The 26,300-nt window shown below is 72.8% G+C and carries 28 protein-coding genes, 1 tRNA gene and 1 pseudogene; 15 read left to right on the top strand and 15 right to left on the bottom strand.

The features are described 5' to 3' along the window. Window positions 1-8 precede the first annotated feature (8 nt). The gene (gene fdhD, locus ACZ51I_RS09725) at window positions 9-836 is read right to left on the bottom strand and encodes a formate dehydrogenase accessory sulfurtransferase FdhD (protein ID WP_468873243.1); all 828 of its coding nucleotides are present in this window, start codon (window positions 834-836) and stop codon (window positions 9-11) included. A gap of 248 nt (window positions 837-1,084) precedes the next feature. Between fdhD and ACZ51I_RS09720 the strand changes: the two genes are divergently transcribed. The 4 genes from ACZ51I_RS09720 (at window position 1,085) to ACZ51I_RS09705 (ending at window position 3,929) form a co-directional block, all read left to right on the top strand. After that, window positions 1,085-2,029: a beta-ketoacyl-ACP synthase III gene (locus tag ACZ51I_RS09720; RefSeq protein WP_468873240.1), complete on the top strand. Its 945-nt coding sequence runs from the start codon at window positions 1,085-1,087 to the stop codon at window positions 2,027-2,029. A gap of 212 nt (window positions 2,030-2,241) precedes the next feature. Beyond that, complete coding sequence (locus ACZ51I_RS09715; RefSeq protein ID WP_468873237.1) at window positions 2,242-2,838, top strand: hypothetical protein; 597 nt, start codon at window positions 2,242-2,244, stop codon at window positions 2,836-2,838. A gap of 100 nt (window positions 2,839-2,938) precedes the next feature. After that, on the top strand, window positions 2,939-3,589 hold the full coding sequence (locus ACZ51I_RS09710) for a class F sortase (protein WP_468873234.1): 651 nt from the start codon (window positions 2,939-2,941) through the stop codon (window positions 3,587-3,589). 252 nt (window positions 3,590-3,841) lie between these two features. Beyond that, a tRNA-Leu gene (locus ACZ51I_RS09705) sits at window positions 3,842-3,929 on the top strand. Window positions 3,930-4,019: 90 nt separating this feature from the next. On the opposite strand, the gene ACZ51I_RS09700 is transcribed toward ACZ51I_RS09705, so the two are convergent. From ACZ51I_RS09700 to ACZ51I_RS09690, 3 genes are all read right to left on the bottom strand, one after another. After that, a complete protein-coding gene (locus tag ACZ51I_RS09700; RefSeq protein WP_468873231.1) occupies window positions 4,020-4,733 on the bottom strand; it encodes a class I SAM-dependent methyltransferase in 714 nt (237 codons plus the stop codon). 80 nt (window positions 4,734-4,813) lie between these two features. After that, a complete protein-coding gene (locus tag ACZ51I_RS09695; protein WP_468873229.1) occupies window positions 4,814-5,320 on the bottom strand; it encodes a hypothetical protein in 507 nt (168 codons plus the stop codon). After that, the gene (locus tag ACZ51I_RS09690) at window positions 5,314-5,769 is read right to left on the bottom strand and encodes an ATP-binding protein (protein WP_468873226.1); all 456 of its coding nucleotides are present in this window, start codon (window positions 5,767-5,769) and stop codon (window positions 5,314-5,316) included. The genes ACZ51I_RS09695 and ACZ51I_RS09690 overlap by 7 nt, the downstream gene beginning before the upstream one ends. 247 nt (window positions 5,770-6,016) lie before the next feature. Between ACZ51I_RS09690 and ACZ51I_RS09685 the strand changes: the two genes are divergently transcribed. The 3 genes from ACZ51I_RS09685 to ACZ51I_RS09675 all read left to right on the top strand — a co-directional run bounded on the left by ACZ51I_RS09685 (window position 6,017) and on the right by ACZ51I_RS09675 (window position 8,012). Continuing rightward, window positions 6,017-6,892, top strand: coding sequence for a helix-turn-helix domain-containing protein (locus tag ACZ51I_RS09685; protein WP_468873223.1), 876 nt, complete (start codon window positions 6,017-6,019; stop codon window positions 6,890-6,892). Further along, window positions 6,893-7,129, top strand: coding sequence for a DUF397 domain-containing protein (locus ACZ51I_RS09680; protein WP_125742105.1), 237 nt, complete (start codon window positions 6,893-6,895; stop codon window positions 7,127-7,129). It abuts the gene before it with no gap. Between the two features lie 76 nt (window positions 7,130-7,205). Further along, window positions 7,206-8,012 (top strand): SAM-dependent methyltransferase, encoded by an 807-nt coding sequence (locus ACZ51I_RS09675; protein WP_468873221.1) that lies wholly within the window; start codon window positions 7,206-7,208, stop codon window positions 8,010-8,012. Window positions 8,013-8,200: 188 nt separating this feature from the next. Here the strand turns inward: ACZ51I_RS09675 and ACZ51I_RS09670 are convergent, their stop codons facing one another. Then, entirely contained in the window at window positions 8,201-9,544 is a 1,344-nt protein-coding gene (locus ACZ51I_RS09670) for a 6-phospho-beta-glucosidase (RefSeq protein ID WP_468873218.1), read from the bottom strand. A 175-nt stretch (window positions 9,545-9,719) separates the two neighbouring features. On the opposite strand from ACZ51I_RS09670, the gene ACZ51I_RS09665 reads away from it, so the two are divergent. Next, window positions 9,720-10,163 carry a YchJ family protein gene (locus ACZ51I_RS09665; protein WP_468873216.1) on the top strand — a complete coding sequence of 148 codons (444 nt, stop codon included), beginning with the start codon at window positions 9,720-9,722 and terminating at the stop codon, window positions 10,161-10,163. Between the two features lie 9 nt (window positions 10,164-10,172). Here the strand turns inward: ACZ51I_RS09665 and ACZ51I_RS09660 are convergent, their stop codons facing one another. From ACZ51I_RS09660 to ACZ51I_RS09650, 3 genes are all read right to left on the bottom strand, one after another. Then, a complete protein-coding gene (locus tag ACZ51I_RS09660; RefSeq protein WP_468873214.1) occupies window positions 10,173-12,266 on the bottom strand; it encodes an MDR family MFS transporter in 2,094 nt (697 codons plus the stop codon). Between the two features lie 120 nt (window positions 12,267-12,386). Further along, window positions 12,387-12,581 (bottom strand): hypothetical protein, encoded by a 195-nt coding sequence (locus ACZ51I_RS09655; RefSeq protein ID WP_468873828.1) that lies wholly within the window; start codon window positions 12,579-12,581, stop codon window positions 12,387-12,389. Window positions 12,582-12,994: 413 nt separating this feature from the next. Next, window positions 12,995-14,053: an ATP-dependent DNA ligase gene (locus tag ACZ51I_RS09650; protein ID WP_468873211.1), complete on the bottom strand. Its 1,059-nt coding sequence runs from the start codon at window positions 14,051-14,053 to the stop codon at window positions 12,995-12,997. 52 nt (window positions 14,054-14,105) lie between these two features. On the opposite strand from ACZ51I_RS09650, the gene ligD reads away from it, so the two are divergent. Both ligD and ACZ51I_RS09640 read left to right on the top strand, forming a co-directional pair. Beyond that, entirely contained in the window at window positions 14,106-15,137 is a 1,032-nt protein-coding gene (gene ligD / locus ACZ51I_RS09645) for a non-homologous end-joining DNA ligase (protein ID WP_468873209.1), read from the top strand. A gap of 117 nt (window positions 15,138-15,254) precedes the next feature. Further along, window positions 15,255-16,148, top strand: a complete 894-nt coding sequence (locus tag ACZ51I_RS09640; RefSeq protein ID WP_468873207.1) for an alpha/beta fold hydrolase — start codon at window positions 15,255-15,257, stop codon at window positions 16,146-16,148. A gap of 137 nt (window positions 16,149-16,285) precedes the next feature. Here the strand turns inward: ACZ51I_RS09640 and ACZ51I_RS09635 are convergent, their stop codons facing one another. Together ACZ51I_RS09635 and ACZ51I_RS09630 are read right to left on the bottom strand one after the other, a co-directional pair. Beyond that, window positions 16,286-16,957, bottom strand: coding sequence for a TetR/AcrR family transcriptional regulator (locus ACZ51I_RS09635; protein ID WP_468873205.1), 672 nt, complete (start codon window positions 16,955-16,957; stop codon window positions 16,286-16,288). 54 nt (window positions 16,958-17,011) lie between these two features. Then, window positions 17,012-17,811, bottom strand: a pseudogene (locus tag ACZ51I_RS09630) (IclR family transcriptional regulator). A gap of 228 nt (window positions 17,812-18,039) precedes the next feature. Here ACZ51I_RS09630 and ACZ51I_RS09625 point away from each other — a divergent pair. Next, on the top strand, window positions 18,040-18,291 hold the full coding sequence (locus ACZ51I_RS09625) for a WhiB family transcriptional regulator (protein WP_467120096.1): 252 nt from the start codon (window positions 18,040-18,042) through the stop codon (window positions 18,289-18,291). 25 nt (window positions 18,292-18,316) lie between these two features. Here ACZ51I_RS09625 and ACZ51I_RS09620 read toward each other — a convergent pair whose 3' ends face one another. The 3 genes from ACZ51I_RS09620 to ssgD form a co-directional block, all read right to left on the bottom strand. Beyond that, window positions 18,317-19,291 (bottom strand): acyl-ACP desaturase, encoded by a 975-nt coding sequence (locus ACZ51I_RS09620; RefSeq protein WP_382871857.1) that lies wholly within the window; start codon window positions 19,289-19,291, stop codon window positions 18,317-18,319. Between the two features lie 338 nt (window positions 19,292-19,629). Further along, window positions 19,630-21,333, bottom strand: coding sequence for an ABC-F family ATP-binding cassette domain-containing protein (locus ACZ51I_RS09615; protein ID WP_468873201.1), 1,704 nt, complete (start codon window positions 21,331-21,333; stop codon window positions 19,630-19,632). A 250-nt stretch (window positions 21,334-21,583) separates the two neighbouring features. Next, complete coding sequence (ssgD, locus tag ACZ51I_RS09610; RefSeq protein WP_468873199.1) at window positions 21,584-22,000, bottom strand: spore wall synthesis regulator SsgD; 417 nt, start codon at window positions 21,998-22,000, stop codon at window positions 21,584-21,586. A 226-nt stretch (window positions 22,001-22,226) separates the two neighbouring features. Between ssgD and ACZ51I_RS09605 the strand changes: the two genes are divergently transcribed. Continuing rightward, entirely contained in the window at window positions 22,227-23,303 is a 1,077-nt protein-coding gene (locus ACZ51I_RS09605) for a WD40/YVTN/BNR-like repeat-containing protein (RefSeq protein ID WP_468873197.1), read from the top strand. On the opposite strand, the gene ACZ51I_RS09600 is transcribed toward ACZ51I_RS09605, so the two are convergent. Continuing rightward, window positions 23,300-23,599 carry a YciI family protein gene (locus ACZ51I_RS09600; protein ID WP_468873195.1) on the bottom strand — a complete coding sequence of 100 codons (300 nt, stop codon included), beginning with the start codon at window positions 23,597-23,599 and terminating at the stop codon, window positions 23,300-23,302. The genes ACZ51I_RS09605 and ACZ51I_RS09600 overlap by 4 nt on opposite strands. Window positions 23,600-23,690: 91 nt before the next feature. Between ACZ51I_RS09600 and ACZ51I_RS09595 the strand changes: the two genes are divergently transcribed. The 3 genes from ACZ51I_RS09595 (at window position 23,691) to ACZ51I_RS09585 (ending at window position 25,019) form a co-directional block, all read left to right on the top strand. Next, entirely contained in the window at window positions 23,691-24,395 is a 705-nt protein-coding gene (locus ACZ51I_RS09595; RefSeq protein ID WP_468873192.1) for an endonuclease V, read from the top strand. A gap of 139 nt (window positions 24,396-24,534) precedes the next feature. After that, the gene (gene mmpA, locus ACZ51I_RS09590) at window positions 24,535-24,654 is read left to right on the top strand and encodes a morphogenic membrane protein MmpA (protein WP_468873190.1); all 120 of its coding nucleotides are present in this window, start codon (window positions 24,535-24,537) and stop codon (window positions 24,652-24,654) included. Beyond that, entirely contained in the window at window positions 24,651-25,019 is a 369-nt protein-coding gene (locus ACZ51I_RS09585) for a VOC family protein (RefSeq protein WP_468873188.1), read from the top strand. The genes mmpA and ACZ51I_RS09585 overlap by 4 nt, the downstream gene beginning before the upstream one ends. 13 nt (window positions 25,020-25,032) lie before the next feature. Here ACZ51I_RS09585 and ACZ51I_RS09580 read toward each other — a convergent pair whose 3' ends face one another. Continuing rightward, entirely contained in the window at window positions 25,033-26,238 is a 1,206-nt protein-coding gene (locus ACZ51I_RS09580) for a saccharopine dehydrogenase family protein (RefSeq protein ID WP_468873185.1), read from the bottom strand. Window positions 26,239-26,300: the final 62 nt, after the last annotated feature.

Below are 26,300 nucleotides of genomic sequence, written 5' to 3'. Positions count from 1 at the left end.
GGGCCCGGTCAGACCGCGATCCGGTGCTCGCCCGCGTACACGTTCATGTCCGGCCCGCGCAGGAAGCCGACCAGGGTCAGGCCCGTCTCGGCGGCCAGGTCCACGGCGAGCGAGGACGGCGCGGACACCGCGGCGAGCACCGGGATTCCCGCCATCACGGCCTTCTGCGCCAGCTCGAACGAAGCCCGCCCCGACACGAGCAGCACCACCCGCTCCAGCGGCAGGAGCCCCTCCCGCAGCGCCCGCCCGACCAGCTTGTCCACGGCGTTGTGCCGGCCCACGTCCTCCCGTACGTCGAGCAGCTCCCCGTCCTCCGTGAAGAGCGCCGCCGCGTGCAGCCCGCCCGTCGAGTCGAAGACCCGTTGCGCCGCCCGCAGCCGCTCCGGCAGCAGCGACAGCAGCTCGGGGGCGAGCCGCAGCGGGGGAGTGTCGGCGATGGGGAAGCGGGCCGTGGTGCGGACCGCGTCCAGGCTGGCCTTGCCGCACAGCCCGCACGAGGACGTCGTGTAGACGTTCCGCTCCAGCGAGATGTCCGGGACCGTCACGCCGGGGGCCAGCTGCACGTCCACCACGTTGTACGTGTTCTGCCCGTCGTCCGTGGCGCCCGCGCAGTACACGATGTTCCGCACGTCCGACGCCGCCGCCAGGACCCCTTCGCTGACCAGGAAACCGGCCGCGAGCGCGAAGTCGTCGCCCGGCGTGCGCATGGTGATCGCGAGCGGGCGTCCGTTCAGCCGGATCTCCAGCGGCTCCTCCGCCACCAGGGTGTCGGGCCGCGTGGTGACCGCACCGCCCCGGATCCGCAGGACACGCCGTCGTTCGGTGACCCGTCCCATCGTGACCGCACTCGATTCTCTCCGCAGGGAAGGCCGGGAAGGCCCTGACCGCCCCATTCTCCGTCATACTCCGCCCCTCGAACGCGCGTCCGACGGTCGGGAGAGGGAGGCGCGCCGGGCCGGGGGCTTGTCACGGTCGGCCAAGCGATTCGGGGGAATGTTGGCGGTTTACGTCACCGGTTACCGATCAGTCGCTGGCAAGACTGGGTGGTCCTGCCCACGAACGAACCACCTAGGGGGTCCCGAGTATGACGGGCACTCGCATCGCCGCGCTCGGGCACTACCAGCCCGCCAGGGTGCTGACCAACCACGACCTCGCCGAACTCGTCGAGACCGACGACGCCTGGATCACCAGCAGGGTCGGCATCCGCACCCGGCACATCGCCGGGCCCGACGAGCCGGTCGACGAGCTCGCCGCCCACGCGGCCGGCAAGGCCCTCGCCACCGCCGGCCTCACCGCCGCCGACATCGACCTCGTCCTCGTCGCCACCTCCACCGCGATCGACCGCTCGCCCAACATGGCCGCCCGCGTCGCCGCCCGCCTCGGCATGACCTCCCCGGCCACCATGGACCTCAACGTGGTCTGCGCCGGCTTCACCCACGCCCTGGCCACCGCCGACCACGCCGTCCGGGCCGGGGCGGCCCGCCGCGCCCTGGTCATCGGCGCCGACAAGATGACCGACGTCGCCGACTGGACCGACCGCACCACCTGCGTCCTCGTCGGCGACGGCGCGGGCGCCGCGATCGTCGAGGCGGTCGAGACGGACACCGGCGCCATCGGCCCGGTCCTGTGGGGTTCGGTCCCGGAGATGGGCCACGCCGTCCGCATCGAGGGCACCCCGCCCCGCTTCGCCCAGGAGGGCCAGTCCGTCTACCGCTGGGCCACCCAGCAGCTCCCCGCCCTCGCCCGGCAGGCCTGCGAGCGCTCCGGCGTCACCCCCGAGGAGCTCGCGGGCGTCGTCCTGCACCAGGCCAACCTGCGGATCATCGAGCCGCTCGCCGCGAAGATCGGCGCCGTCAACGCGGTCGTCGCCCGCGACGTCGTCGACTCCGGCAACACCTCGGCCGCCTCCATCCCGCTCGCCCTGGCCAAGCTGGTCGAACGCGGCGAACTGCCCTCCGGCGCCCCCGTCCTCCTCTTCGGCTTCGGCGGCAACCTCTCGTACGCCGGACAGGTCATCCGCGTTCCTTAGGGCCTGGCCTACGGACCGCCGTGCGCCGGGCCCCCGGCTCTTCGGGCCGCCCCGCCCCGGCCCCGTGCCCTCCGGCCCGCCGTGCCCCGTTCGGCGGAGCCCGGTGGCGGCGCGCCGGGGGCGGACCTAGCTTCGATCGCGGTGAGGGTCGTCCCTTTCCGGACGCGGAATCGCTCCGCCTCCGAGCCCTCGCCCGATCTGGAGGACCGCCCATGCGCGCGATACGTGCCGCTTCCGCCGCCCTGCTCAGCGCCGTCGCCGTCGTGACGGTCGCGCCCCTGGCCCTGGCCGACGAAGGCAGCAACATCACGTCCTTCGGCTTCTCCGTCACCCCCGCGACGATCGCCCCAGGCGGCACCGTCACCCTCACGTCCGAGGGCTGCGAAGTGCCCTCCGTGACCGTCACCTCCGGCGTGTTCGACACCGTGACCCTCACCGAGGGCCGCCCCGGCACCGCGACCGTGGACGTCGACGCCAAGGCCGGCACCCAGTACGAGATCACCTTCGAATGCAAGGGCGAGCGGGGCACCACCCAGCTGACCATCGCCCAGGGCGACACCGGCGCGAACACCGGGCACGACACCGGCGGGAACACCGGGCACGACACCGGCGGGAACACCGGGCACGACACCGGCACGTACACCGGAGCCCACAAGGGCGTGAAGGCCGGTTACGGAACGGCCGCCGCGCCCGGAGCGGACGACGACGGGCTCGGCGCCACCGAAGTGGTCACGGGCGTCCTGCTCATCGCCGGAGCGCTCGGCGCCGCCGTCGTGCTGACCCGCCGCAGCGCCGACGGCCGCGCCTGACAGCCGGGACCCGGGGGCCTGATACGGCCCCTCCGCCCCGGTGTGACGAGGTCCGGGGCGGAGGGGCGCCAGCACGCGCGGAACGCGGAGGAGGGCGGACGTGGGGCGCTCGGACGGGACGGGACGGCGCGGCGCCTGGGGCGCCGTCGCCGTCGTCCTCCTCGTCGGAATCCACCTCGTGCGCGGCGGTACGGGGGAGTTCGCGGCCGACGGCCCGCCGCAGCCCCTCGCCGCGGCGGCGCCCGACGGCACGCGGGCCGGGCTCGTCGCCCGCGCCCCCGCACCCCCTCCGCTGCCCGCCTCGCCCCCCCTCCGGGTCCGCGTCCCCGCCGTCCGCATCGACGCGCCCGTCACCCCGGTCGGACTCGACGCCGACGGCTGGATCGAGGCACCGCCACCCGAGAACGACCGGCTGGCGGGCTGGTTCACCGGCGCCGTCACCCCCGGCGAGCGCGGTACCGCCGTCGTCGTCGGCCATGTCGACACCCCGGGCGGCAGGGCGGTCTTCTACGACCTCGGCGCCCTCGGCAAGGGCCATCGGGTGGAGATCGCCCGCCGTGACGGCAGGACCGCCGTCTTCGCCGTGTACGGGGTGGAGGTCGTCCCCAAGGAGGGCTTCCCCGCCGAGCGGGTCTACGGCGACTCCGGCGTCCCCGAACTGCGGCTGATCACGTGCGGCGGCCCCTTCACCGAGGAGAACGGCTACGCGGGCAACGTCGTGGTCTCGGCCCGCCTGGCCGAGGTCCGCTGACCGCCCCCTTCTCCCGGCCCGACGAACCGGCCCGACGAACCGGCTTCACGGAGCGACCTGACGGACTCCGGCCGAATCATTGGCCTAGACCGCGTCGGGTTCGTCAAGGTGACTCCCACGGAGCCGGCGTCGGGGGGCGCCTGGCTCCCACCCGCTACCGGTTGACCACGGGAAACGCTGGTGAAAGGCGCCTCGAACCCCTGGTAGAGTTATCTCTGTCGCCGCGGGGGGAACCCCGCACGACGATCACCCGTCCGGGTGGCGGAATGGCAGACGCGCTAGCTTGAGGTGCTAGTGCCCTTTATCGGGCGTGGGGGTTCAAGTCCCCCCTCGGACACCAGTCGAAAAGTGCCGGTCGATCTCGCATCGACCGGCACTTTCGCGTTCTCGCGCTTTCGCGTCCCGCCGACGCGTCCCCCGGTGCCCCTCCCTACGCCCCCTTGCGCGCCACCACCAGCCTGCACCGGGGGCTGCCGTCCTCCCGGCGGCCCAGGGGTTCGACCGCGACGAGGGTGACGTCGAAGCCCGCCTCTTCCAGGCGGCTGCGGACGTCGGCGAGGCGGAAGGTGCGGTAGTACATGACGAACGGCGGCCGCCAGACCGCGTTCCTGACGCGCATCGCCGCGTCGAAGCCCCACAGGGTCCAGTAGAGGCGGGAGCCGACCGGCGGTGGTGCGGGGAGCGGGAAGGCGAAGGTGCCGCCCGGGCGCAGGGCGGCGTGGACCTGGGCGAAGAGGGTGCGCTGGGCGGCCGGTACGAAGTGGCCGAAGGCGCCGAAGCTGACCGCCAGGTCGAAGACCGGGGCGAAGGGGAGGGCCAGGGCGTCGGCGCGGACCAGGGCCGCGGTCGGGTGGGCGCTCCGGGCCCGGGTCAGCATGCCCGTACTGAAGTCGACACCCGCGATCCGGCCCGCGCAGACCCAGCGGAGTACGCCGAGGCCGGCGCCGGTGCCGCAGCAGACGTCGAGGCCCGAGTCGAAGGGGCCGAGGCTTTCCAGGGTGTGGCCGACCGCGGTCAGGAGACGGTCGGAGGTGCGGAAGGGGGTGGCGTCGAACTTGCTCGCGAGCAGGTCGTAGCCGTGCTCGACCGAGGAGAGGGCCTGGACGGTCAGCTCGCGGAGGCTGGGACCCTGCGGGGTGAACATGGCACCGAGCCTAGGCCGTCGCCGGACCCGACGGCACCACGTCGTCACGGGCCGTCACTGTCCGTCACGGTCCGTACGGATCAGAGCGTGCTTCGCACCGGCGGCACCGGCCACGACGGGGCAGTTCCCGTCAGCTGACAGACGAGCAGGTAGAGGGGGATCGGCGGGGTGTACGGGGAGGTGCCGTCCGGGTGGTGGATGAGGCGCGGGCGGCGGTCCGGGATCTCGCCGCCGGGCGCGTAGCAGGCGGGCAGCGGCCAGGTCAGGTCGAGGTCGGAGCCGGCCGGGACGAGCCACCACCACCAGTCGGTGTCCGCGTAGACGCAGCCCTTGGCGGGGAGGCGGGAGAGGATCTTGAAGCCGAAGCGGGCGGGGACGCCGACGGCGTCGCAACCGAGGCCCATGTGGAGTCCGCTGGGGACAGTGAGTCTGGTGGCGCCGAGCGTGCGCGGACGGGCGGGGACCGATGTGCCTCGCGAGCGGTCGCCCGGAGCGAGGAGGGATCCCGGGAAGCGGCGCTGGGCCGCTACGGGCGTGGGCTCGAGGGCTCGGCGGGAGCGCGAGAGGGCGCGGATCGTCCTCAGCACGGTTCCCCCATGCCGTGGGCGAGCTCTGCCCAGACGACCTGGGCCGTGCCGTGGCCGGTGCGCTCGGCGCCCCACGCGGTGCAGAGCGCGTCGACGATGAGGAGGCCGCGGCCGCGTTCCTCCGCGCCGCAGTCGCGTATCCGTGGTCCGGCGGGGCCGCCCTCGTCCCGTACGGCTATCCGCAAGGTGTCCTCGCCCTCGCGGAGTTCGCAGACGACGCGGGCGCTCGCGGTGTGCAGCACGGCGTTGGTGACGAGTTCGGAGACCACGAGGGCGACGGTGTCGCGGATGTCGGGGCCGCAGCCCCAGAGGATGAGCCGCTCCTCCGCGAGCCGGCGGGCGCGGGCGACCGAGGCGGTGAGGGCCGGGAGCTCGAAGGCGAAGCGGCGGACGGGGTCGGTGTGCTGCTGTGGGCGCTGGGCCGTGACCCGGGGGGCTCGAGGACTCATGAGACCTGAGGGCTGCGCGTTACCAGAAGCCACGACCGGTTCCTCACAACAGTGGGCAGGACTGCCGTACGGCGCTGTCACCGGGGCGCGGTGGCGCACGGCGTCAGCGTGTACTGGTTCACCCGAACACTGTCCTCCTGAGTCGGACACTTGGCAAGTGGCACTCTGAAAATTGCAGAGTGCCCTGTTCTCTCTGGCTCGCCTTCGTGGCACACTCATCGAAACAGTGCGTCGGGGAGGTCTGAGAGTGAGCGAGCCGCGGTCCGCCCCGACGGTGGGACAGGTCGTCCTCGGAAAGCGACTGCAGGACCTGCGCGAGCGGGCCGGCATGAAGCGGGAAGAGGCCGCGAAGATCCTCCGGGTGGCCCCGGCCACCGTCCGGCGCATGGAGACCGCCGAGGTCGCGCTGAAGATTCCGTACGTGCAGCTCCTGTTGAAGGAGTACGGGATCACGGACTCCGAGGCGGAGGGCTTCGTCGCCCTCGCGGAGGAGGCCAACCTCCCCGGCTGGTGGCAGCGGTTCCACGACGTACTGCCCGGCTGGTTCTCCATGTACGTCAGCCTGGAGGGGGCGGCCAGCCTCATCCGGGCGTACGAGCCCCAGTTCGTCCCCGGTCTGCTCCAGACCGAGGAGTACGCCCGCGCCATTCTGCGCAGCGGGGCGGTCGGTGTCGGCAGTGATGCCGGCAAGGACGAGGACGCCGAACGGCATGTAGCCCTGCGGATGGAGCGCCAGTCCCTGTTGACCAGGGACGACGCCCCGAAGTTCTGGGTGATCATGGACGAGACGGTGTTCCGCCGACCGGTCGGTGACGGGCCCGAAGTGATGCGCGACCAGCTCGACCGGCTGCTCGAAGCGTCCGAGCTGCCGAACGTCACCCTGCAGATCGCGGAGTTCGCGTCCGGCCACCACCCCGGCACCTACGGACCGTTCGTCCTCTTCCGCTTCGCCATGCCCGAACTCCCGGACATGGTCTACAGCGAGTACCTGACCGGCGCCGTCTACCTCGACGCGCGCCCCGAGGTGGCATCCCACCTGGAGGTCATGGACCGCATGGCGGCGCAGGCCGCGACTGCACAACGCACGAAGGAGATTCTCCGCGATCTCCGCAAGGAGCTGTGAATGGATCGCATATACAACGGCATGCCCGCCGCCGAGCTCGGTGTCGAGGGTTGGCACAAGCCCTGGAGCGGCGGAAACGGGGGCAACTGCGTGGAGGCCATGAAGCTGGCCGACGGCAGAGTCGCCGTGCGACAGTCCGCAGACCCTGAAGGACCAGCGCTCATCTACACCCACGGGGAGATCGCCGCTTTCATCCAGGGCGCCAAATCCGGTCAGGCTGACTTTCTGCTCACCTGACCTCTTCCGCCCCACCCCTACCATCGCGTAACTCTTGCTGTAGTGCCGCTCGTTCAACCCGACCAGGAGAGAGCCGATGACCCCGGACCCCGCATCCGCACGGATCGACACCAGCAAGCCGCATCCGGCGCGTATGTACGACTGGTTCCTGGGCGGCAAGGACAACTACCCGGTCGACGAGGCGATGGCGCGCCAGCTCCTCACCGTCGACGCCCGGGGCCGGGACATGGCCCGCGTCAACCGGGCCTTCATGCACCGCGCCATCCGCTGGCTCAGCGCCCACGGCGTCCGGCAGTACCTGGACGTCGGCACGGGCATCCCGACCGAGCCCAACCTGCACCAGATCGCGCAGGAGGCCGCGCCGGACTCCCGCATCGTCTACTGCGACAACGACCCGATCGTGCTCGCGCACGCGGCCGCCCTGCTGCGCTCGACCCCGGAAGGGGCCACCGAGTACATCCAGGCGGACGCCCGCGAGCCGGAGATCATCCTCGAAAGGGCCGGAAAGGTCCTTGACTTCGACCAGCCCATCGCGCTGTCGATGCTCGCCCTGCTGCACTTCGTGGGCGACGAGGACGGGGCGTACGAGCTGGTCTCCAAGATCGTCGAGAAGCTCGCGCCGGGCAGCTACCTCGTCCTCTCCCATGTCACCGGGGACTTCGACCCCGAGGGCGCGGCGAAGGCGAGCGCCATGTACAAGGCGCGCGGGCTGACCCTGCGGCCCCGCTCGCGCGACGAGCTGGCCGCGTTCTTCGACGGGCTCGAGTTCGTCGAGCCCGGGGTCTCGCTCACCGCCGAATGGCACCCGGAACTGGGCGAGCCCGTCCCGGTGCAGGGCGACGACCCCATCCCCGGGTGGGCCGGCGTGGCCCGCAAGCCCTGACCGGTGGGGATCACCGACGGAGGAGGCACGCCCGGCGTGCCTCCTCCGTCGGCGGTCCCGGTGGTCTGCACGGGGACGGCGGCCGGACCCCCGCCGGGCGGGGGTGAGGCCATGGGGCGCGAGCCTGGGCCGCGCCCATGGCCCGTAAAGACGTCCGCCGTCCGCCGTCCGCCGGCCGCTCGGCCCGCTCAGCCGCGCAGCCAGGCGAGCCCCGGGTGTTCCGCCGCGTACCCCTCCACCAGGCGGCGGGCCACCGCCACCGAGTCCACCAGCGGATGCAGCGCGAAGGCCTTGACGGCCGTCGCCCGAGAGCCGCTCTCCACCGCCGCGAGGACCTCGCGCTCCACCGCCTTCACGGCGGTCACCAGACCGACGGCGTGGTACGGCAGCGGCGCCACCGACACCGGATGGGCGCCGTTCGCGTCCACGAAGCACGGCACCTCGATCACCGCGTCCGCGTCGAGCACGTCGAGCGTCGAGCGGTTGCGCACGTTGAGGATCAGCGTGGTCCGCTCGTCCCGGGCGATCGCCCGCATGAGCGCGAGCGCCACCTTCTCGTAGCCGCCCGACTCCAGGTCCTCCTCGTCGCGGTCCCCGATCCCGGCAGCCTCCCGGTTGGCGGCCATGTACGTGGCCTCGCGGTCGGCGAGCGTACGGTGCCAGGCGGCCAGGGCCGGCGTGTCGGGTTTGCCCATCTCCTCGTAGAACGCCCCCTGCTGGTCGCGCAGATACGCCCCGCGCGTCCGCTCGGCCGTCCGGTAGGCGTGCACCGCCTCCCGGTTGAAGTAGTAGTAGTGCAGGTACTCGTTGGGGATCGCGCCGAGCGAGCGCAGCCACTCCGGGCCGAAGAGCCGGCCCTCCTCGAAGGAACCGAGCGCCTCCTCGTCGGCGAGCAGCCGCGGCAGCTCGTCCCGGCCGCCGACCCGCAACCCCCGTAGCCAGCCGAGGTGGTTGAGGCCCACGTAGTCGATCCACGCCTCGTCCGGGTTCGCGCCCAGGACCCGGGCGACCCGGCGGCCGAGACCCACGGGGGAGTCGCAGATGCCGACGACCCGGTCGCCGAGGATCCGGGACATCGCCTCCGTGACCAGACCGGCCGGGTTGGTGAAGTTGATGACCCAGGCGTCGGGGGCGAGTTCGGCGGTCCTGCGGGCGATGCGTACCGCCACGGGCACGGTCCGCAGCCCGTACGCGATGCCGCCCGCGCCCACCGTCTCCTGACCGAGTACGCCCTCGGCGAGCGCGATCCGCTCGTCGGCCGCCCGGCCCTCCAGCCCGCCGACCCGGATTGCGGAGAACACGAAGTCCGCCCCGCGCAGCGCCTCGTCCAGATCCGTCGTCGCCGTCACGGCCGGTGCGTCCGGCACCCCCTCCGCCTGGTCCGCGAGGACCCGTGCGATGGCCGAGAGCCGCCCCGCGTCGAGGTCGTACAGGGTGACGTGCGTGACCCGCCCCTCGGCGTGGTCGCCGAGGAGGGCCCCGTACACCAGCGGCACCCGGAATCCGCCGCCTCCGAGAATCGTCAGTTTCATGCTCGTACGCTACTCGGACGAGCCTCCTGAGCAGCGGGATTCCGGACCGCCGTCCACGGGGGCGTCCACATGCCGGGCGCCCGCCCCGTACGAGGAGTGGGGACAGGTTCCCGATGCGTGGGCGGGGGCCGGTGACGCCATGCCCGCCGCCTTCCGGGTGGGAGACAATGACGCCATGTCCCGACGCAAGACCCGCCCCCGCACATCCAGGCCCGCCGCGCCCGCCGTCACCGCGGCCTCGCCCTGCCCCTGCGGACTCGACGCCGCGTACGGCGCGTGCTGCGGCCGCTTCCATTCCGGCGCGGGCGGTACGGCGCCCACCGCCGAACTCCTGATGCGCTCCCGCTACAGCGCCTTCGTCGTCCGCGACGAGGCCTATCTGCTGCGCACCTGGGCGCCGGAGACACGGCCCGGCGAGGTCGACTTCGACCCGGGGATGCGCTGGGAGGGCCTGGAGATCGAGGAGACCGGCGAGGGCACCGCCTTCCACCAGCACGGCACCGTCACCTTCACGGCCCGCTATGTCCACGGCGGCGAGCAGGGATCCCTGCACGAGCGGAGCCGCTTCGCCCGCCACGAGGGGGCCTGGGTGTACGTGGACGGCGACTTCGTCGAGTAGGGCGAAGGCTCAGCGCGCTCCCGCGCCCGCCGTCACCCGTTCCCTCGGGAGCCCGCTCGCGAGGTCCTCGGCGACGATCTTCTTGGCGATGGCGTCCGTCGCCACCCGCAGCTCGGGCCCGCTGGGCCGGCCGCGCTCCTGCGCGATGACGTCGGAGAGCCAGTCGCCCCAGGCGTGCGTGATGACGTCCGCCTCGCGCTTGCCGGCCGGCGTGTGGGAGAGCAGGTTGCCGTCGCGCGTCAGGAAGCCCTCGTCGACCATGCGGTCGAAGACCGGCAGGAGCACCTCGGGCGGCACCCGCCGCCGGGCCGCGATCAGGCCGAGGCTCGCGTGCCCCACCGTCCGTGTGAAGAGCTCGACCTGCATCACCGCCCAGGCACCCGCCGTGTCGAGCCGGGTGTCGGAGGCGGCGACGATCCGCCGGATCGTGTCCAGGTCGGTGCGGCGCAGGATCCGGCCGACGACGAGTTCGAGGAGCTTCTCCGAGTCGCCGGACATGGTGGGCGAGCCGAAGCCCTCGCCCATGTCGGGGGCGGCGGCGCGCGCCGAGTCGCGGAGCGTCACCTGCTTGAGGGAGAGGGCCACCAGGAAGCCGACGGCGGCGACGGGCACCGTCCAGAGGAAGACGGTGTGCAGGGTGTCCGCGTACGCCTGGACGATCGGCTCGGCGACCCGCGGGGGCAGCCCGTGGAGCCCGGCCGGGCTCTGTGCGGCCTGCCCGATCCCTGCCGGATCCACGCCCAGGCTCCCGGCGACGGCCGTGGCCTCGCCGACGCCCGCGGTGAGGTTGGGCCTGAGGGAGTTGGCGTAGATCGTGCCGAAGACGGCCGTTCCGAAGGAACTGCCGAGGGTGCGGAAGAAGGTGACGCCTGAGGTGGCGGTGCCGAGATCGGCGTAGTCGACGGTGTTCTGCACGGCGATGGTCAGGACCTGCATGCACAGGCCGATGCCGACGCCGAGGACGAACATGTACAGCGACTCCGGCCAGGTGCCGGTGTCCGGCCCCATGAGGGAGAGCAGGAAGAGGCCGACGCCCATCACCAGACAGCCGGAGATCGGGAAGATCCGGTAGTGGCCGGTCTTGCTGACGACGTTGCCGCTGAAGACGGAGGCGATGAGCAGGCCGACGACCATGGGGAGGGTGCGGATGCCGGACATGGTCGCGGACTCCCCGTCGACGTACTGCAGGTAGGTCGGCAGGAAGGTCATCGCGCCGAGCATGGCGAAGCCGACGACGAAGCTGAGCACGGAGCAGACGGTGAAAACGGGGTTCCCGAACAGCCGCATGGGCAGCATGGGTTCGGCCGCGCGGGTCTCGGTCCAGCAGAACAGGGCCAGGGCGACGAGACCGCCCGCGAAGAGCCCGAGGATGACGCCCGACGTCCAGGCGTACTCGTTGCCGCCCCAACTGGTCGCCAGGATCAGGGCGCTGGCTCCGGCCGTGACGAGCGCGATACCGGCGTAGTCGATGACGGGCCGGCTCACGGAGCGTACGGACGGGATCGTGCGGGCGGCGGCGAGGACGACCACGATCGCGATGGGAACGTTGACGTAGAAGGCCCAGCGCCAGGTGAGGTGGTCGGTGAACAGACCGCCGAGGAGCGGCCCGATCACGGTCGAGACACCGAACACGGCCCCGATCGCCCCCTGGTACTTGCCGCGGTCGCGCAGCGGGATCACATCGGCGATGAGCGCCATCGAGGTGACCATCAGACCGCCGGCGCCGATGCCCTGGAGGCCGCGCCAGACGATCAGCAGCGTCATGTTGGTGGCGAGTCCGCAGAGGAACGAGCCGGTGATGAAGACGACCGCGGAGATCTGAAAGATCACCTTGCGGCCGAAGAGATCGCCGAACTTGCCGACGAGGACGGTCGCGACCGTCTCGGCGAGCAGATACGAGGTGACCACCCACGACATGTGGGCGGCGCCGCCGAGGTCCGAGACGATCGTGGGCAGGGCGGTGCCGACGATCGTCTGGTCGAGGGCGGCGAGAAGGACACCCAGCATGATCGTGCCGAAGACGATGTTGCGGCGGCGGCTGTCGAGCACGGGTGGCTCGGTGGCGGCCGGGGGCGCGGGCGCTGCGTCGCTGGTGGTGGTCACTCTCGCAGCGTCACACCGCCCCCGCCCTCACGCATGCGGGGGACGGCCGGACAGGTGGACGGCCTGTGCACCGGATCGTGCGGGCCCGCGGGGCCTGACACGGAGACAGGCCCTGCCCCGTCAGGGGGTGACGGGCAGTCGGGGGTGGTGCTTGGCGAGGATCTTGTTGGCCCGCGCGAGAGCGGCGAGCGCGTGCTCGCGGTCCGCCCGGTCCTCCGCGCAGAGCGGTCCGCGGAAGCGGTACACCTCGCGCGCCGCGCAGTCCGCGTCGACCTCGGCCTGGAGGACGTGCAACGGCATGCAGGCGCCGATCATCGCGGCCACGCTGTCGGGGATCGGTACGGGAACGAGGCGCGAGGGCGAGGTGATCACGGGTCAGTCCTAGTCGGTCCGGGGAGGGGACGGAAGTGTCTCCCCTCCATACGTACCGGATCGCCGTAAGGGTTCCGGCACGGCGATGTCGCGGGCGGGCAACGGCCGGGTGCTCCACCGGAGGGGCGCGGGGGCTCCGGGGGAGCGGACCGGGCGACGGCGCGGGCCGTGGCCGGACGCGTTCCCGCAGGTACGGGGGTGGGCGGCCGCCGCGGCAGGGCGCACGGCCCGCCCGTGTCGCCCGGAGGTTCGTCGAACACGCTGCCGGGCGGAGGTGTTGGAGGGGGGTCGTCCGGTCGTGGAATGTGTGGCATCTCACGTTGCGTTCCGGCGACTTGAAGATCCGTAAGACAGCGCTACGTGAGGATCTCGGACAGGTCGTACGAGACGGGCTCGTCCAGCTGGCCGTAGCCGCAGGACTCCGGCGTCCGGTCCGGGCGCCACCGCTTGAACTGAGCGGTGTGGCGGAAGCGGTCCCCCTCCATGTGGTCGTAGCCGACCTCGCAGACCCGCTCCGGCCGCAGCGCCACCCACGACAGGTCCTTCTTCCCCGACCAGCGGCTCGGCGCCCCCGGCAGCCTCGCCCCCTCGTGCGCGGCCTCGTCCGTCCACGCCGCCCACGGGTGCCCGTCCGGCGGGTCCATCCGGAGCGGCTCCAGCTCCGCGACCAGCTCGGCGCGGCGGAGGGCGGTGAAGGCGGCGCACACGCCGACGTGCTGGAGGGCGCCCCGGTCGTCGTACAGGCCGAGCAGCAGCGAACCGACCACCGGCCCGCTCTTGTGGAAGCGGTAGCCGGCCACGACGACATCGGCCGTCCGCTCGTGCTTGATCTTGTACATGAGGCGGGCGTCCGGCCGGTACGGCAGGTCGAGCGGCTTGGCGATCACCCCGTCGAGACCGGCCCCCTCGTACTGCTCGAACCAGCGCGCCGCCAGCTCGGGGTCCCGGGTCGACGGTGCCAGGTGGACCGGGGCGTCGACCCCGTCGAGAACCCGCTCGAGGACCGGCCGGCGCTCGCTCAGCGGGGTGTCCAGCAGCGATTCGTCCCCGAGGGCGAGCAGGTCGAAGGCGATGAACCGGGCCGGGGTGGTCTCCGCGAGCATCCGGACACGCGAGTCGGCCGGGTGGATCCGCTCGGAGAGCCGGTCGAAGTCGAGCCGTCCGTCGTGCTCGATGACGATCTCCCCGTCCACCACGCAGCGCTCCGGCAGCCGGGCCGCGAGCGCCTCGACCAGCTCGGGGAAGTAGCGGGTGAGCGGCTTGCCCGTACGGCTGCCGATGACGAGCTCCGGCCCGTCCCGGTGCACGATCGCGCGGAAGCCGTCCCACTTGGCCTCGTAATGCATCCCGGGCGGGATCCGCTTCACCGCCTTGGCGAGCATCGGTTTCACGGGCGGCATCACCGGAAGGTCCATGCGGCGATTGTCCGGTATGCGGGAGTTGTCGGCGAGCCCTAGGCTGACCGGCATGGCAGGCAAGGCGGCAGCGGTGGAACTGGAAGTCGGCGACCGGACGGTACGGGTCTCCAACCCCGACAAGGTGTACTTCCCCGAACCCGGGTACACCAAGATGGACCTGGTCCAGTACTACCTGGCCGTGGGCGACGGGGTGACCCGCGCCCTGCGGGACCGCCCCACCACCCTGGAGCGCTACCCCGACGGGGTGACCGGCGAGTCCTTCTTCCAGAAGCGCGCCCCGAAGTACCTGCCCGACTGGATCCCGACGGCCCACATCACCTTCCCCAGCGGCCGCTCCGCCGACGAGATGTGCCCCACCGAGCCGGCCGCCGTGCTCTGGGCGGCCAACCTCGGCGCCGTCACCTTCCATCCCTGGCCGGTACGCCGGGACGACACCGACCATCCCGACGAGCTGCGCCTCGACCTCGACCCCCAGCCCGGCACGGACTACGCCGACGCCGTCCGCGCCGCCCACGAGCTGCGCGCGGTCCTCGACGAGCACGGGCTGCGCGGCTGGCCGAAGACCTCGGGCGGCCGGGGCCTCCACGTCTTCGTACCGATCCTCCCCGAATGGACGTTCACCCAGGTCAGGCGGGCGGCGATCGCCTGCGGGCGGGAGCTGGAGCGGCGCATGCCGGAGCGGGTCACCATCAAGTGGTGGAAGGAGGAGCGCGGGAAGCGGATCTTCGTCGACTACAACCAGACGGCCCGGGACCGCACGATCGCCTCCGCCTACTCCGTACGCCCCCGCCCGCACGCGCCCGTCTCGGCGCCGCTGCGGTGGGACGAGGTCGACGACGCCGTGCCGCGGGACTTCGACATCAAGACGATGCCGGTCCGGTACGCGGAGGTCGGTGACGTCCACGCGGACATGGACGACGAGCGGTTCAGCCTGGAGTCACTGCTCGAACTGGCCCGGCGGGACGAGGCGGAACACGGTCTGGGCGACCTGCCGTACCCGCCGGAGTACCCGAAGATGCCGGGGGAGCCGAAGCGGGTGCAGCCGAGCCGGGCGAAGAAGGAGCCTCCCGCCGGGACGTGAGGGGTTAGGGCCGGGGCGCTTCCGGGCGGTGCCACCGGCCCTCCCTGTTCACTCTAAAACAACACGAACGGTCGTGCTAGTATTTTCGCATACCGAGGACGACCGAGGAGATCCGGCATGTACCCGATGGCTCCGCTCATCCGCACCGCCCTGAACGCCACCGCACGAGTCGCCCCCGGCCCGGCCGGCCGCTGGGCCTTCCACCTCTTCGTCCGTCCCCTCGGCCGGGCGAAGGTGAGACCCGGGGAACAGGCGCTCCTCGCGGCCGCCCGCACCGGGACCCTCCACGTCCGGGGCGAGGAGGTGGTGACGTACACCTGGGGCGACGGCCGACGGCCCGTCCTGCTCGTGCACGGCTGGTCCTCCCGCGCCTCCCGGCTCGGCGTCTTCGCCGAGGAGCTCCTCGCGCGCGGGTACAGCCCGGTCGCCTTCGACGCCCCCGGTCACGGCGACTCCTCCGGACGGGCGAGCAACATCGTCGAATACCGGGAGATCATACGGGAGTTGCACAGTCGGCACGGTGACTTCGAGGCCGTCGTGGCCCACTCCTTCGGCGTCCTCGCCGCCCTGTTCGCCCTGCGTGACGGCGTCCGCACGGCCCGCTTCGTGGGCCTCGGCGGCGTCGGCTCCTTCGACATGCTCCTGGAGGGCTTCCGGGCCGGGCTCGGCCTGGACGAGAGGGTGGTGCGGTCCATGCGCGCGTACGTCGAGCGGCGTCTCGTCCCCGGTGAGCCGGGTGTCTGGGGCCGCTTCGGCGCCGACCACGCGCCGGACGAACTCGGGGCGCCCGTCCTGCTGTTCCACGACGAGGGCGACGACATGGTGCCCCTGGTCCAGGCGCGGTTCCTCGTCCGGGCGCACGGCGACAAGGCACGGCTCGTCGTCACCCGGGGCCTCGGCCACCGCCGGATCCTCACGGATCCCGGCGTCGTGACGGAAGCGGTGGAGTTCGCGACCGCCACGGAGCGGGAGGCCCGTACGCGCGAGGGTGCCGGCTCGACGGCGCCGTGAACGCCGCCGCGCTCACGCGACCGCGGCCGGGCCGGGGCACGCGGGGCCGGGGCGGGTCGGGGGCCCGGTCAGGCCGGGCCCGTTCAGGGGTCAGGTCGGGCCGCGTCGGTGGTCGGGTCGGGTCGGGTCGGCCCAGCTCAGGCAGGGTCGGCGAGCGCCGCCCGGCCCTTGTCCGTGGCCGAGGAGAGCAGGCGGGCCGTGATGCCCCGCTCGGCGCGGGCGTACACACCGGGATCGCCGAACAGCACCGACCGGGCGTTGGCCGCCTCCATGAGGGCGATCACCTCGAAGGCCAGCTGCTCCACGTCCACGTCCTCCGCCACCTCCCCGACGGCGCGCGCCTCCGTCAGGGCCCCCTCCACGTACGCGCTCCAGGCGTGGCGCGTCTGCGCGACGGCGTCGTGGACCGGGCCCGTACGGGCGTCGAACTCGGCCGAGACCGCGTAGAAGAAGCAGCCGCCCGCGAAGACCCGCTCCGAGGAGTACGCGAGCCAGTTCCGGCACAGCTCACGCACCCGCCCCACGCCCGGCGGCCGCTCCTCGAGCGGGGTGACGACCCGGTCGGCGAAGACCGCGACGGCGGCCCTGACGGTGGCGAGCTGGAGCTCCTCCTTGGAGCCGAACAGGGCGAAGACGCCGCTCTTGCTCAGCTCCAGCTCGGTCGCGATCCGTCCCAGGGACAGGCCCTCGAGCCCCTCGACCGAGGCGATGTCCATCGTCCGGCCGAGGACGAGGCGCCGGGTCTGGTTGCCCCGCTCCACGCGTCCGTCCGTCTTCGTCCCGGTGCCGTTTCCGGTGCTGCCGCTCATAACGCCATCGTACTGAACGCACGACCGTGCGGATATCTCGGCGGGGGCGGCGCCCTACCCGGCCCAGGCCCGCTCGCCCGGCTCTCGCCGCTCCGCCGGGGCGAGCAGCAGCACCTCCAGGGCCCGCGCGCAGGCCCGCGCCTGCGCCAGGAACCAGTCCAGCCGCGCGTCGGTGAGCAGTTCGGGCGTCGCGCCGACCGCGAGCGCGAACCGCGCGTGCCCCGTGCGCTCCAGGACCGGTACGGCCAGCGTCCGGACACCGTGGGCCGACTCGCCGGTATCGAGGGCGTACCCCGACTTCCGTACGCGTGCCAACTCGTCGGACAGGGAGGGGGGTCGGCGAGAGTCCGCTCCGTGAGCGCGTACAGCGGCGGCAGCGCGCGCGGCCCGCCCCCGCCCGCCCGGGGCCAGGCGAGCAGCACCCTCCCCGGCGCCGTCGCGTGCAGCGGTCGGCGCAAACCCACGTTCGGGGTCACCGAACCACCCGCCACGATCACCGCGTGCGGGCCGCTGCGCAGCGCCAAGTCGGCTGCGGTACCCGTCCGTTCGGCCAGATCGGAGAGCTCGGGGGCGGCCAGGTGCAGTCCCCGCTGGTGGTACGACAGCCGGCCCAGCTCGGTCATCGCCGGACCGAGCCGGTAGCGCGCGGTCCGGGCGTCCTGCTCCAGGAAGCCCGCGCCGAGCAGGGTGCGGGCCAGCCGGTGCGCCGTCGAGGTGGAGAGCCCGAGCCGGCGCGCCAGGTCGGAGGCGCTCAGGTCGGGCCCGTTGTCGTGGAAACAGTGCAGCACGTCCAGTGCGCGGCGGACCGCCTGGGCGCCCGCCGGGGGTCGGACGATGCCGGCCTCGGTCGTCATAGGGTTCGCTCCCCGTGGGTGATCGAGCTCCCACGCTGCCACATGGCGGGAGCCGAATCAGGCTTGGGGCGAGGACGGAAACACGCTGTTCATCGCTCGGGCCGTGGAGCGGCCGAGGGCACCGGGAAGGGGCGCACCGGGTGGCCGAAACAGTCGTCCCGGCCTCTCGTGTCCGCCATTGATCGAACGTTGATGGCGTGTTTACGGCACCGGGGCAGTCTGGCGGTCATGCAGACGGATACCGACGTGCTGACCGCCCCCGACCTCTCCTGGCGCGAGAACGCCCTGTGTGCCCAGGCCGGCCCGGAGTTCTTCTTCCCCGCCCCCGGCTCGTCGACGCGCGAGGCCAAGCAGCTGTGCGGGGCGTGCGAGGGGCGCCTGGCGTGCCTGGAGTACGCGCTGACCCACGACGAGCGGTTCGGGGTGTGGGGCGGGCTCTCCGAGAAGGAGCGGGGGCGGCTCAAGCGGCAGAGCCGCTGAGCCGCCCCCGGGGAGGGTGGCGGGCTCAGCCGGCCGCGCGTGCGGCCATCCGGGCCTTGCGGGCCGCGAGCTTCTCGTCGAACTTGCTCGCCTCGCTGTCCAGACCGTTCATGTAGAGCCCCAGCTCCTCCTGGGCGCGCAGGCCGTCCGGGCCGAGGCCCTCGATCTGGAGGACCTTGAGGAAGCGCAGGACGGGCTGGAGGACGTCGTCGTGGTGGATGCGCATGTTGTAGATCTCGCCGATCGCCATCTGCGCGGCCGCCCGCTCGAAGCCCGGCATGCCGTGTCCGGGCATCCGGAAGTTGACCACGACGTCCCGCACGGCCTGCATGGTCAGGTCGGGGGCGAGCTCGAAGGCCGCGCCGAGCAGGTTGCGGTAGAAGACCATGTGCAGGTTCTCGTCGAGCGCGATGCGGCTGAGCATCCGGTCGCAGACCGGGTCGCCGGACTGGTGGCCGGTGTTCCGGTGGGAGATGCGGGTGGCGAGCTCCTGGAAGGCCACGTACGCGACGGAGTGGAGCATCGAGTGCCGGTTGTCGGACTCGAAGCCCTCGCTCATGTGCGCCATCCGGAACTGCTCCAGCTTGTCCGGGTCGACGGCGCGGGAGGCGAGGAGGTAGTCGCGCATCACGATGCCGTGGCGGCCCTCCTCGGCGGTCCAGCGGTGCACCCAGGTGCCCCAGGCGCCGTCGCGGCCGAAGAGGCTGGCGATCTCGTGGTGGTAGCTCGGAAGGTTGTCCTCGGTGAGCAGGTTGACGACGAGGGCGATCTTGCCGATGTCGGTGACCTTGGACTGGGACGGGTCCCAGGCCTCGCCGTCCTCGAAGAAGCCGGGGAAGTTGCGCGCGTCGGACCACGGCACGTACTCGTGCGGCATCCAGTCCTTGGTGACCTTCAGGTGCCGGTTGAGCTCCTTCTCCACGACCTCTTCGAGCGCGTAGAGGAGCCGTGCGTCGGTCCACTCTGCCGAACTGCCGAGATGGGGAGAGGTAAGCGTCACGGGGACTCCTGGGGGACGGGGGGAAGGGCATACGGGAATACCTACGGATTCGTAGGTTACGAAACCGTAGGTTAAGCCTCCGTAAGGCGTCGGCCAAGCCCCTCCCGGCGATGTCCGGTTACGTTCCGTTATGCGTCCTGCTCGGGCAGGGTGCCAGAGACGCAGGTCACGTCCCGCCCCGCGGTCGGCGGTTTCCCCGGCCGACTACACAGCGCAGACGCCCGGCGCTGAGCGGGTGGCGCGCACGGCGGGGCCCGGGGACTCGCCCCAGGTCCCGCCGACAGGGGACGGCGACTCGCCCCCCGTCCGCGCACGGCGCGGGAACCGAGTCCCGGGCCCTACTCCGCCGCTACGGCCCCTTCCGTCTCGGTTTCCGCGTCCGCTCCGGCGTCGGGCCTCCGGCGGGGGGTCGGGGCCGTGTCCCTGACCTCCTCCGCCGTCGTCGGCCGCAGCTCCCCGTCGAGCAGCAGCCAGCGGGTGATACCCAGCGACTCCAGGAACGCCACGTCGTGGCTCGCCACGATCAGCGCCCCCTCGTAGGCGTCGAGGGCCGCGGTCAGCTTCCGCACCGACGCCATGTCCAGGTTGTTCGTCGGCTCGTCCAACATCAGCAGCTGCGGCGCCGGCTCCGCGAGGAGCAGCGCGGCGAGCGTCGCCCGGAACCGCTCTCCACCGGACAAGGTGCCGACGGGCTGATCCGCCCGCGCCCCCCGGAACAGGAACCGGGCGAGGCGCGCCCTGATCGCGTTCGCCGTCGCCGTGGGCGCGAAGCGGGCCACGTTCTCCACCACGCTCAGCCCGTCGTCGAGCACGTCGAGCCGCTGCGGCAGGAAGCGCAGCGGCACCCGCGCGTCCGTCTCGCCCGACAGTGGCTCCAACTCCCCGGCGATCGTCCGGAGCAGCGTCGTCTTCCCGGCGCCGTTCCGGCCGACCAGGGCGATCCGCTCCGGGCCGCGCAGCTCGAACGCGCCGCCGACCCGGGCCCCGTAGCGCAGCTCCAGGTCCCGCAGGTGCAGGACCTCGCGGCCCGGCGGCACCGAGGTGCGCGGCAGTTCGACGCGGATCTCGTCGTCGTCCCGTACCGCCTCCACCGCCGCGTCGAGCCGCTCCCGCGCCTCCGAGAGACGCTCGGAGTGCAGTGTGCGCTGTTTGCCGGCCGTGACCTGCGCGTCGCGCTTCCGGCCGTTCGCCACGATCTTGGACGCGACCTTGTTCTCGAAGCTCTTCTGTCCGTACCGCTTGCGGCGTGCCAACTTGACCTGCGTATCGGCTAGTTCGCGCTTCTGGCGCTGTACGTCGGCCTCGGCGACGCGCACCATCCGCTCCGCCGCCTCCTGTTCGGCGGCGAGCGCGGTCTCGTACGCGGACCAGTTGCCGCCGTACCAGGCGACCTCGCCGTCGCGCAGGTCGGCGATCTGGTCGACCCGCTCCAGGAGTTCACGGTCGTGGCTGACCACGACCAGGACCCCGGACCACTTCTCGACCGCCTCGTAGAGACGGGCGCGGGCGTGCAGGTCGAGGTTGTTGGTGGGTTCGTCGAGCAGCAGCACGTCGGGCCGGGCGAGCAGCAGCGCGGCGAGGCGCAGCAGGACGGACTCGCCGCCCGAGATCTCGCCGACGGTCCGGTCCAGGCCGACGTGGTCGAGCCCGAGCTGGTCGAGGACGGCCCGGGCCCGCTCCTCCACGTCCCAGTCGTCACCGAGGGCGGTGAAGTGCTCCTCCGAGGGGTCGCCGCCCTCGATGGCGTGCAGGGCGGCCCGCTTGCCGGCGATGCCGAGGATCTCGTCCACCCGGCGTGCGGTGTCCAGGACCAGGTTCTGCGGGAGGTATCCGAGCTCCCCGGTGACCCGGACGGTGCCGGACGCGGGCGTCAGCTCACCTGCGATCAGTTTCAGGAGCGTGGACTTGCCGGAGCCGTTGAGACCGACGAGCCCGGTGCGGCCGGGGCCGACCGAGAGCCGGAAGTCGTCGAGGACCTCGGTGCCGTCCGGCCAGGAGAAGGAGAGAGAGGAACAGGTGATGAAGGTGGGGTGATGCGCCATGGAGGCCTCCCGGTCGCGCGAGCGTGGAAATGGGGCAACGCGAGAGACACCGGGGCGCGGGCAGTGTGGAGAACGGCTCGTACGCCGAGGTCGAGAACGGCACACGCGGCACAGGGGGCACGCGCGGCGCGGTGTCTCGCAACCTCAGACGAGCAACGTCCTTCTCCGATCGGGTGACGACAAGGTCAGTACAGACCGTACGACCCGCTCCGGGAGGCAGGCAAACGAATTACGCGGGAGTCCCGTCGCCCTACGGGCGCTCGCGGAGCAGCTCCGCCAGGTCCTGATCCCAGTCCAGGTACTGGTGTTCGCGGCCCGCCGGCACCAGGTCCTGCGAGCGCTCCAGGAAGAGGCGCAGCTCGGAGGTGCGTACGTGGACCATGGCCACCCCCTCCGGCGAGTGGAACTCGACCACCGTGCGGTCGTAGCCGTACGGACGCAGGCGTACGTCCCCGACGCCGGCGGGGCGCTCGACGCCCTGGACGAGCAGCTCGCGCGCGAAGGCCCAGGAGACCTCGACGCCCTCCAGGGTCGCCGGCGGCGGGAAGGCCATGCTCACCGCGTACGGGTCCCCGCGGTCGTACCGGAGGGTGGCGGGGACGGTCTCCATCCGGGGAGCGGATGCGACCAGACGGGCTTGAACGGCCTGTTCGATGACGGCGGACAAGACCGGCTCCTCTCACGCGGGCTTCGGGTCCTGTGCGTCTCCCCGACACCAGGGCCCCTGACACTCCTCAAGACGAGCGTGGCGGCCGGAACGTGCACTCGCGTCCCACGTGAGTTGCGTCACCGGTTTCCCGGGACATCCGGCGCGAGGGGGCAGGCCGTGGGCCACGCCCGGCCGGGGACGCCCCCTGGACGCGGAGCCGCCCGGGGCACTAGCTTCCGGCGCCATGACGTCCATGGGGAAGACGAGACGAATGATGTCGGTGGGGCTGATCGGGGCGGCGCTGGCGCTGACCCTGGCCGCCCCGGCGCGGGCCGGGGAGACCCCCACGGCAGCGGCCGGCTGGCAGCTGACACCGACCGGAACCGACGCCCGCTTCCGGGGGCTCGCGCCGGTCGACCGCCGGACCGCGTGGGCCGCGGGCTCGAAGGGCACGGTCCTTCGCACCACCGACGGCGGCCGGAGCTGGCGAAACGTATCGCCGGCCGGCGCGGGCGACCTGGAGTTCCGTGACGTCGAGGCCTTCGACGCCCGCCGGGCCGTCGTCCTCGCCATCGGGGAGGGCGAGGCCTCCCGGGTGCTGCGCACCGAGGACGGCGGCGCCACCTGGACCGAGTCCTTCCGCAACACCGACGCGCGGGCCTTCTACGACTGCATGACCTTCTTCGACCACCGGCACGGACTCGCCATGAGCGACCCGGTCGACGGCAAGTACCGCATCCTCTCCACCCGCGACGGCGGCCGCTCCTGGCAGGTGCTGCCGAGCGACGGGATGCCGGACGCCCTCCCCGGCGAGGCGGGCTTCGCCGCGAGCGGCCAGTGCCTCGTGTCGGCCGGGCCCCGGGACGTGTGGCTCGCGACCGGCGGCGGCGCCACCGCGCGCGTGCTCCACTCCGCCGACCGCGGACTGACCTGGACCGCCTCGGACACGCCGGTCCCGGCCGGCGATCCGGCCCGCGGCGTCTTCGGACTCGCCTTCCGCGACCGCACGCACGGGATCGCCGTCGGCGGCGACTACCGCAAGGACCAGCCGTCCCCGCGGGCCGGCGCGATCAGCACCGACGGCGGCCGCACCTGGCGCCCCTCGGCCACACTGCCGCCCGCCTACCGCTCCGGCGTCGCCTGGCTCCCGCACAGCAAGGCGGCGGCGCTCGCCGTCGGCCCGACCGGCACCGATCTCACCACGGACGGCGGCCGCACCTGGCACACCGTCGACACCGGCTCGTACGACACGGTCGACTGCACCCCGGACGGCTCCTGCTGGGCCTCGGGCGAGAAGGGCCGCATTGCCCGCACGCCCTAGGAGGGCAGCTGCTCCCGGTACGCGGCGATCCCCTCGGCCGTCTTGGTCGCGTAGAACTCCGTGATCCGGTACGCGCACACGCCCTCGACGCTGAACGGGTCGGCCGCCGCGATCCTCTCGATCTCCGCGCGGTCGACCCCGGCGGCCAGGATCACCCCGCCGTCCCGCGGGTTCTTCCGGCCCGACGCCAGGAACACGCCCGCGGCGTACTGCGCGTCGAGCCACTCGACGTGCGCGTCGAGCAGCGCGTCCACCCGCTCGACGGGTGCGGTGTAGGTCAATTCCAGTACGAACATGATCGCCAGGCTACCGTTCGCCGCCCCGGCGGAGTCCGGACGTTCCAGCCCTCGGAACGGACGCTCCGCCCGCCGTAGGCTGGCCCGCATCATGACGATCATCGAGATTCCGGCGGGCTGGCCCGCCGACGAGAGCGCCGCCCGTGCCGTCCAGCAGGAGCTGCGCGGACGGCTCGTGCGCGACGAGGAGGGGCCTGCGGTCGGCGAGGGCCATGTCACCGGCCTCGACGTGGCCTACGACGACGAGCGGGACCTCGTCGCCGCCGCGGCCGTCGTGCTCGACGGGCGGACCCTGGAGGTGGTGGAGGAGGCCACGGCGGTCGGCCGGGTCTCCTTCCCGTACGTCCCCGGGCTCCTCGCCTTCCGGGAGATCCCGACCGTGCTCGCGGCGCTCGACGCCCTGACCGCCGACCCGGGCCTCCTGGTCTGCGACGGCTACGGCCTCGCCCACCCCCGCCGCTTCGGTCTCGCCAGCCACCTCGGGGTGCTCACCGGCCGGGCGTCCATCGGCGTCGCCAAGAACCCCTTCACCTTCTCGTACGAGCAACCCGGCAGCGCCCGCGGCGACTTCGCCCCGCTTCTCGCCGACGGGGAGGAGGTCGGCCGGGCCCTGCGCACCCAGGCCGGCGTGAAGCCCGTGTTCGTCTCGGTCGGCCACCGGGTCTCCCTCGCCAACGCCTGCGCCCACACCCTCCACCTGACCCCGCGCTACCGGATCCCGGAGACCACGCGGCGCGCCGACTCGCTCTGCCGTACGGCGCTCAAGGAGGCACAGGAGTCACTCGGGTCCGTCTGAGCACCTCACCCCGAGGGCCCCGTTCGAGCCGTCGGCCTGAGTAGCCGTCTCGGTACCCGGTCTGAGCACCCGTCTGAGTACCCGGGGTGAGTACCCGTACGGATGCCCGCTGTCAGACCCCCACGGCAGAGTGGGCCCCATGACAGCTCGCGTTCCCGCACCCCGTGGTCTCACCACCGCCCTCGCCGTCGCCGGGGTCACCGCCCTCGCCTGGGCCTGCGCCGTCCTGTACGTCATCGCGGACTGGACGCTCGGATGATCGGTCGCCTGCGGTGCATCGTCCTCGACTGCCCGGACGCACGCGAACTGGCCGGCTTCTACCGGGAGTTGATCGGCGGCGCGATCGAATGTCCCGACCCGGCGCTCGCCGTCGGCGAGGGCTCCGCCGTGCTGTGCGACGAGGGCGGCCCGGTGCTCGCCTTCCAGAGCGTGGCCGACCACCGTCCGCCCGTCTGGGGCGCGCCCGAGCAGCAGTTCCACCTGGACGTACGGGTCGGTGACCCGGTCGCCGCCCACGCGGCCGTGCTCGCGCTCGGCGCCACCCCGCTCGACGCGGGCGGGGCGCCCGCCTGGCGCGTCTACGCCGACCCGGCGGGCCACCCCTTCCGTCTCGTCCACCCCTGACGCGGGCCGCGTTCTAACCCCGGTGCGCCACCCGGAAGCGGATGCCCGCCGCGCGCAGGCGGTCGATCAGGGCGTCGCCCATCGCCACCGCCGTCGTCACCTGCCCCGCGGTCTTCGGCAGGGGGTCGAAGGCGAGGCAGAGGGCCGACTCGGCCAGCATCGTCGCCGTCTCGTCATAGCCGGGATCGCCGCCCGAGACCTCCGTGAACACCCGTCGTCCACCGCCCTCGCCGACGAACCGGACCGAGAACCAGCTGCGGGCCCGGCGCTCGGCCGACGGGCCCTGGCCCGAGGAGTAACGCCCCATCAGCCAGGAGCGAACTGAAGGTAGTTGGGCGGCGGCGACGCCCGCGCCGATCGCGGCGGTGCCGCCGAGGGCCATCGGGAGGGTCTTCACGGAGGCGTAGTGCCGGTAGCGGAAGTCCGGCCCGTACCGTTCGAGGGCCGCCGCCGAGCGGACCACCACCTGCGGGTCGAGCGTCGGCAGCGGCAGCGCCCAGGTGCCCGTCTCGCGGCTGAACCGCGGCCCGCCGAGCGGCGCACGGGCCCGGCGGCCCACCAGGCGCGGCTCGTGCAGCCGGCGTTCACGCGCCGCGCGCATCATCTCCCGGCCCCGGCCGAGCGCGGTCAGCGCCGAGGCGAAGGTGCCGCCGGAGAAGGCGGCCCCGACCCGGACGAAGCCGTCGACGCGCAGCGGCACGTCCTCCGGCAGCTGCCGGACGGTGAAGTACACGCCCAGGTCGTGCGGGACGGAGTCGAAGCCGCAGGCGTGCACGATCCGGGCGCCCGTCTCCCGGGCGCGCGCGTCGTGCCGTACGAACATGCGGTCCACGAACTCGGCCTCACCCGTCAGATCGAGGTAGTCCGTGCCCGCCTCCGCGCAGGCCGCGACGAGTCCCTCGCCGTACCAGACGTACGGACCGACCGTGCTCGCCACCACCCGCGCGGACTCGGCGAGCGCCCGCAGCGAACCGGGATCGGCCGAGTCCGCCACCAGCAGCGGCAGGGCGGCGAGGTGCGGCCGCTCGGCGGCGAGCCGGTCCCGCAGGGCCTCCAGTCTGCCGAGGCTGCGCCCGGCGAGCGCCCAGCGGCACTCCGCCGGTGCGTGCTCGGCCAGGTACTCCGCGGTGAGCTCGCCCACGAAGCCCGTCGCCCCGAAGAGCACCACGTCATGCGGTCTGGATCCGGTCTCGTGTCCCACGCCCGCCCCTGTCTCCATCAAGACCCTCGTCTCGGCCGTACCGCGCCGCCGCGCGGTTGTCGTCGGCGGAGGATAGCGGA

It is taken from the genome of Streptomyces sp. NPDC034084, from assembly GCF_055575535.1.
Note: the sequence above shows the minus strand (reverse complement) of the source record. Positions and strands in the feature narration are given on the sequence as shown.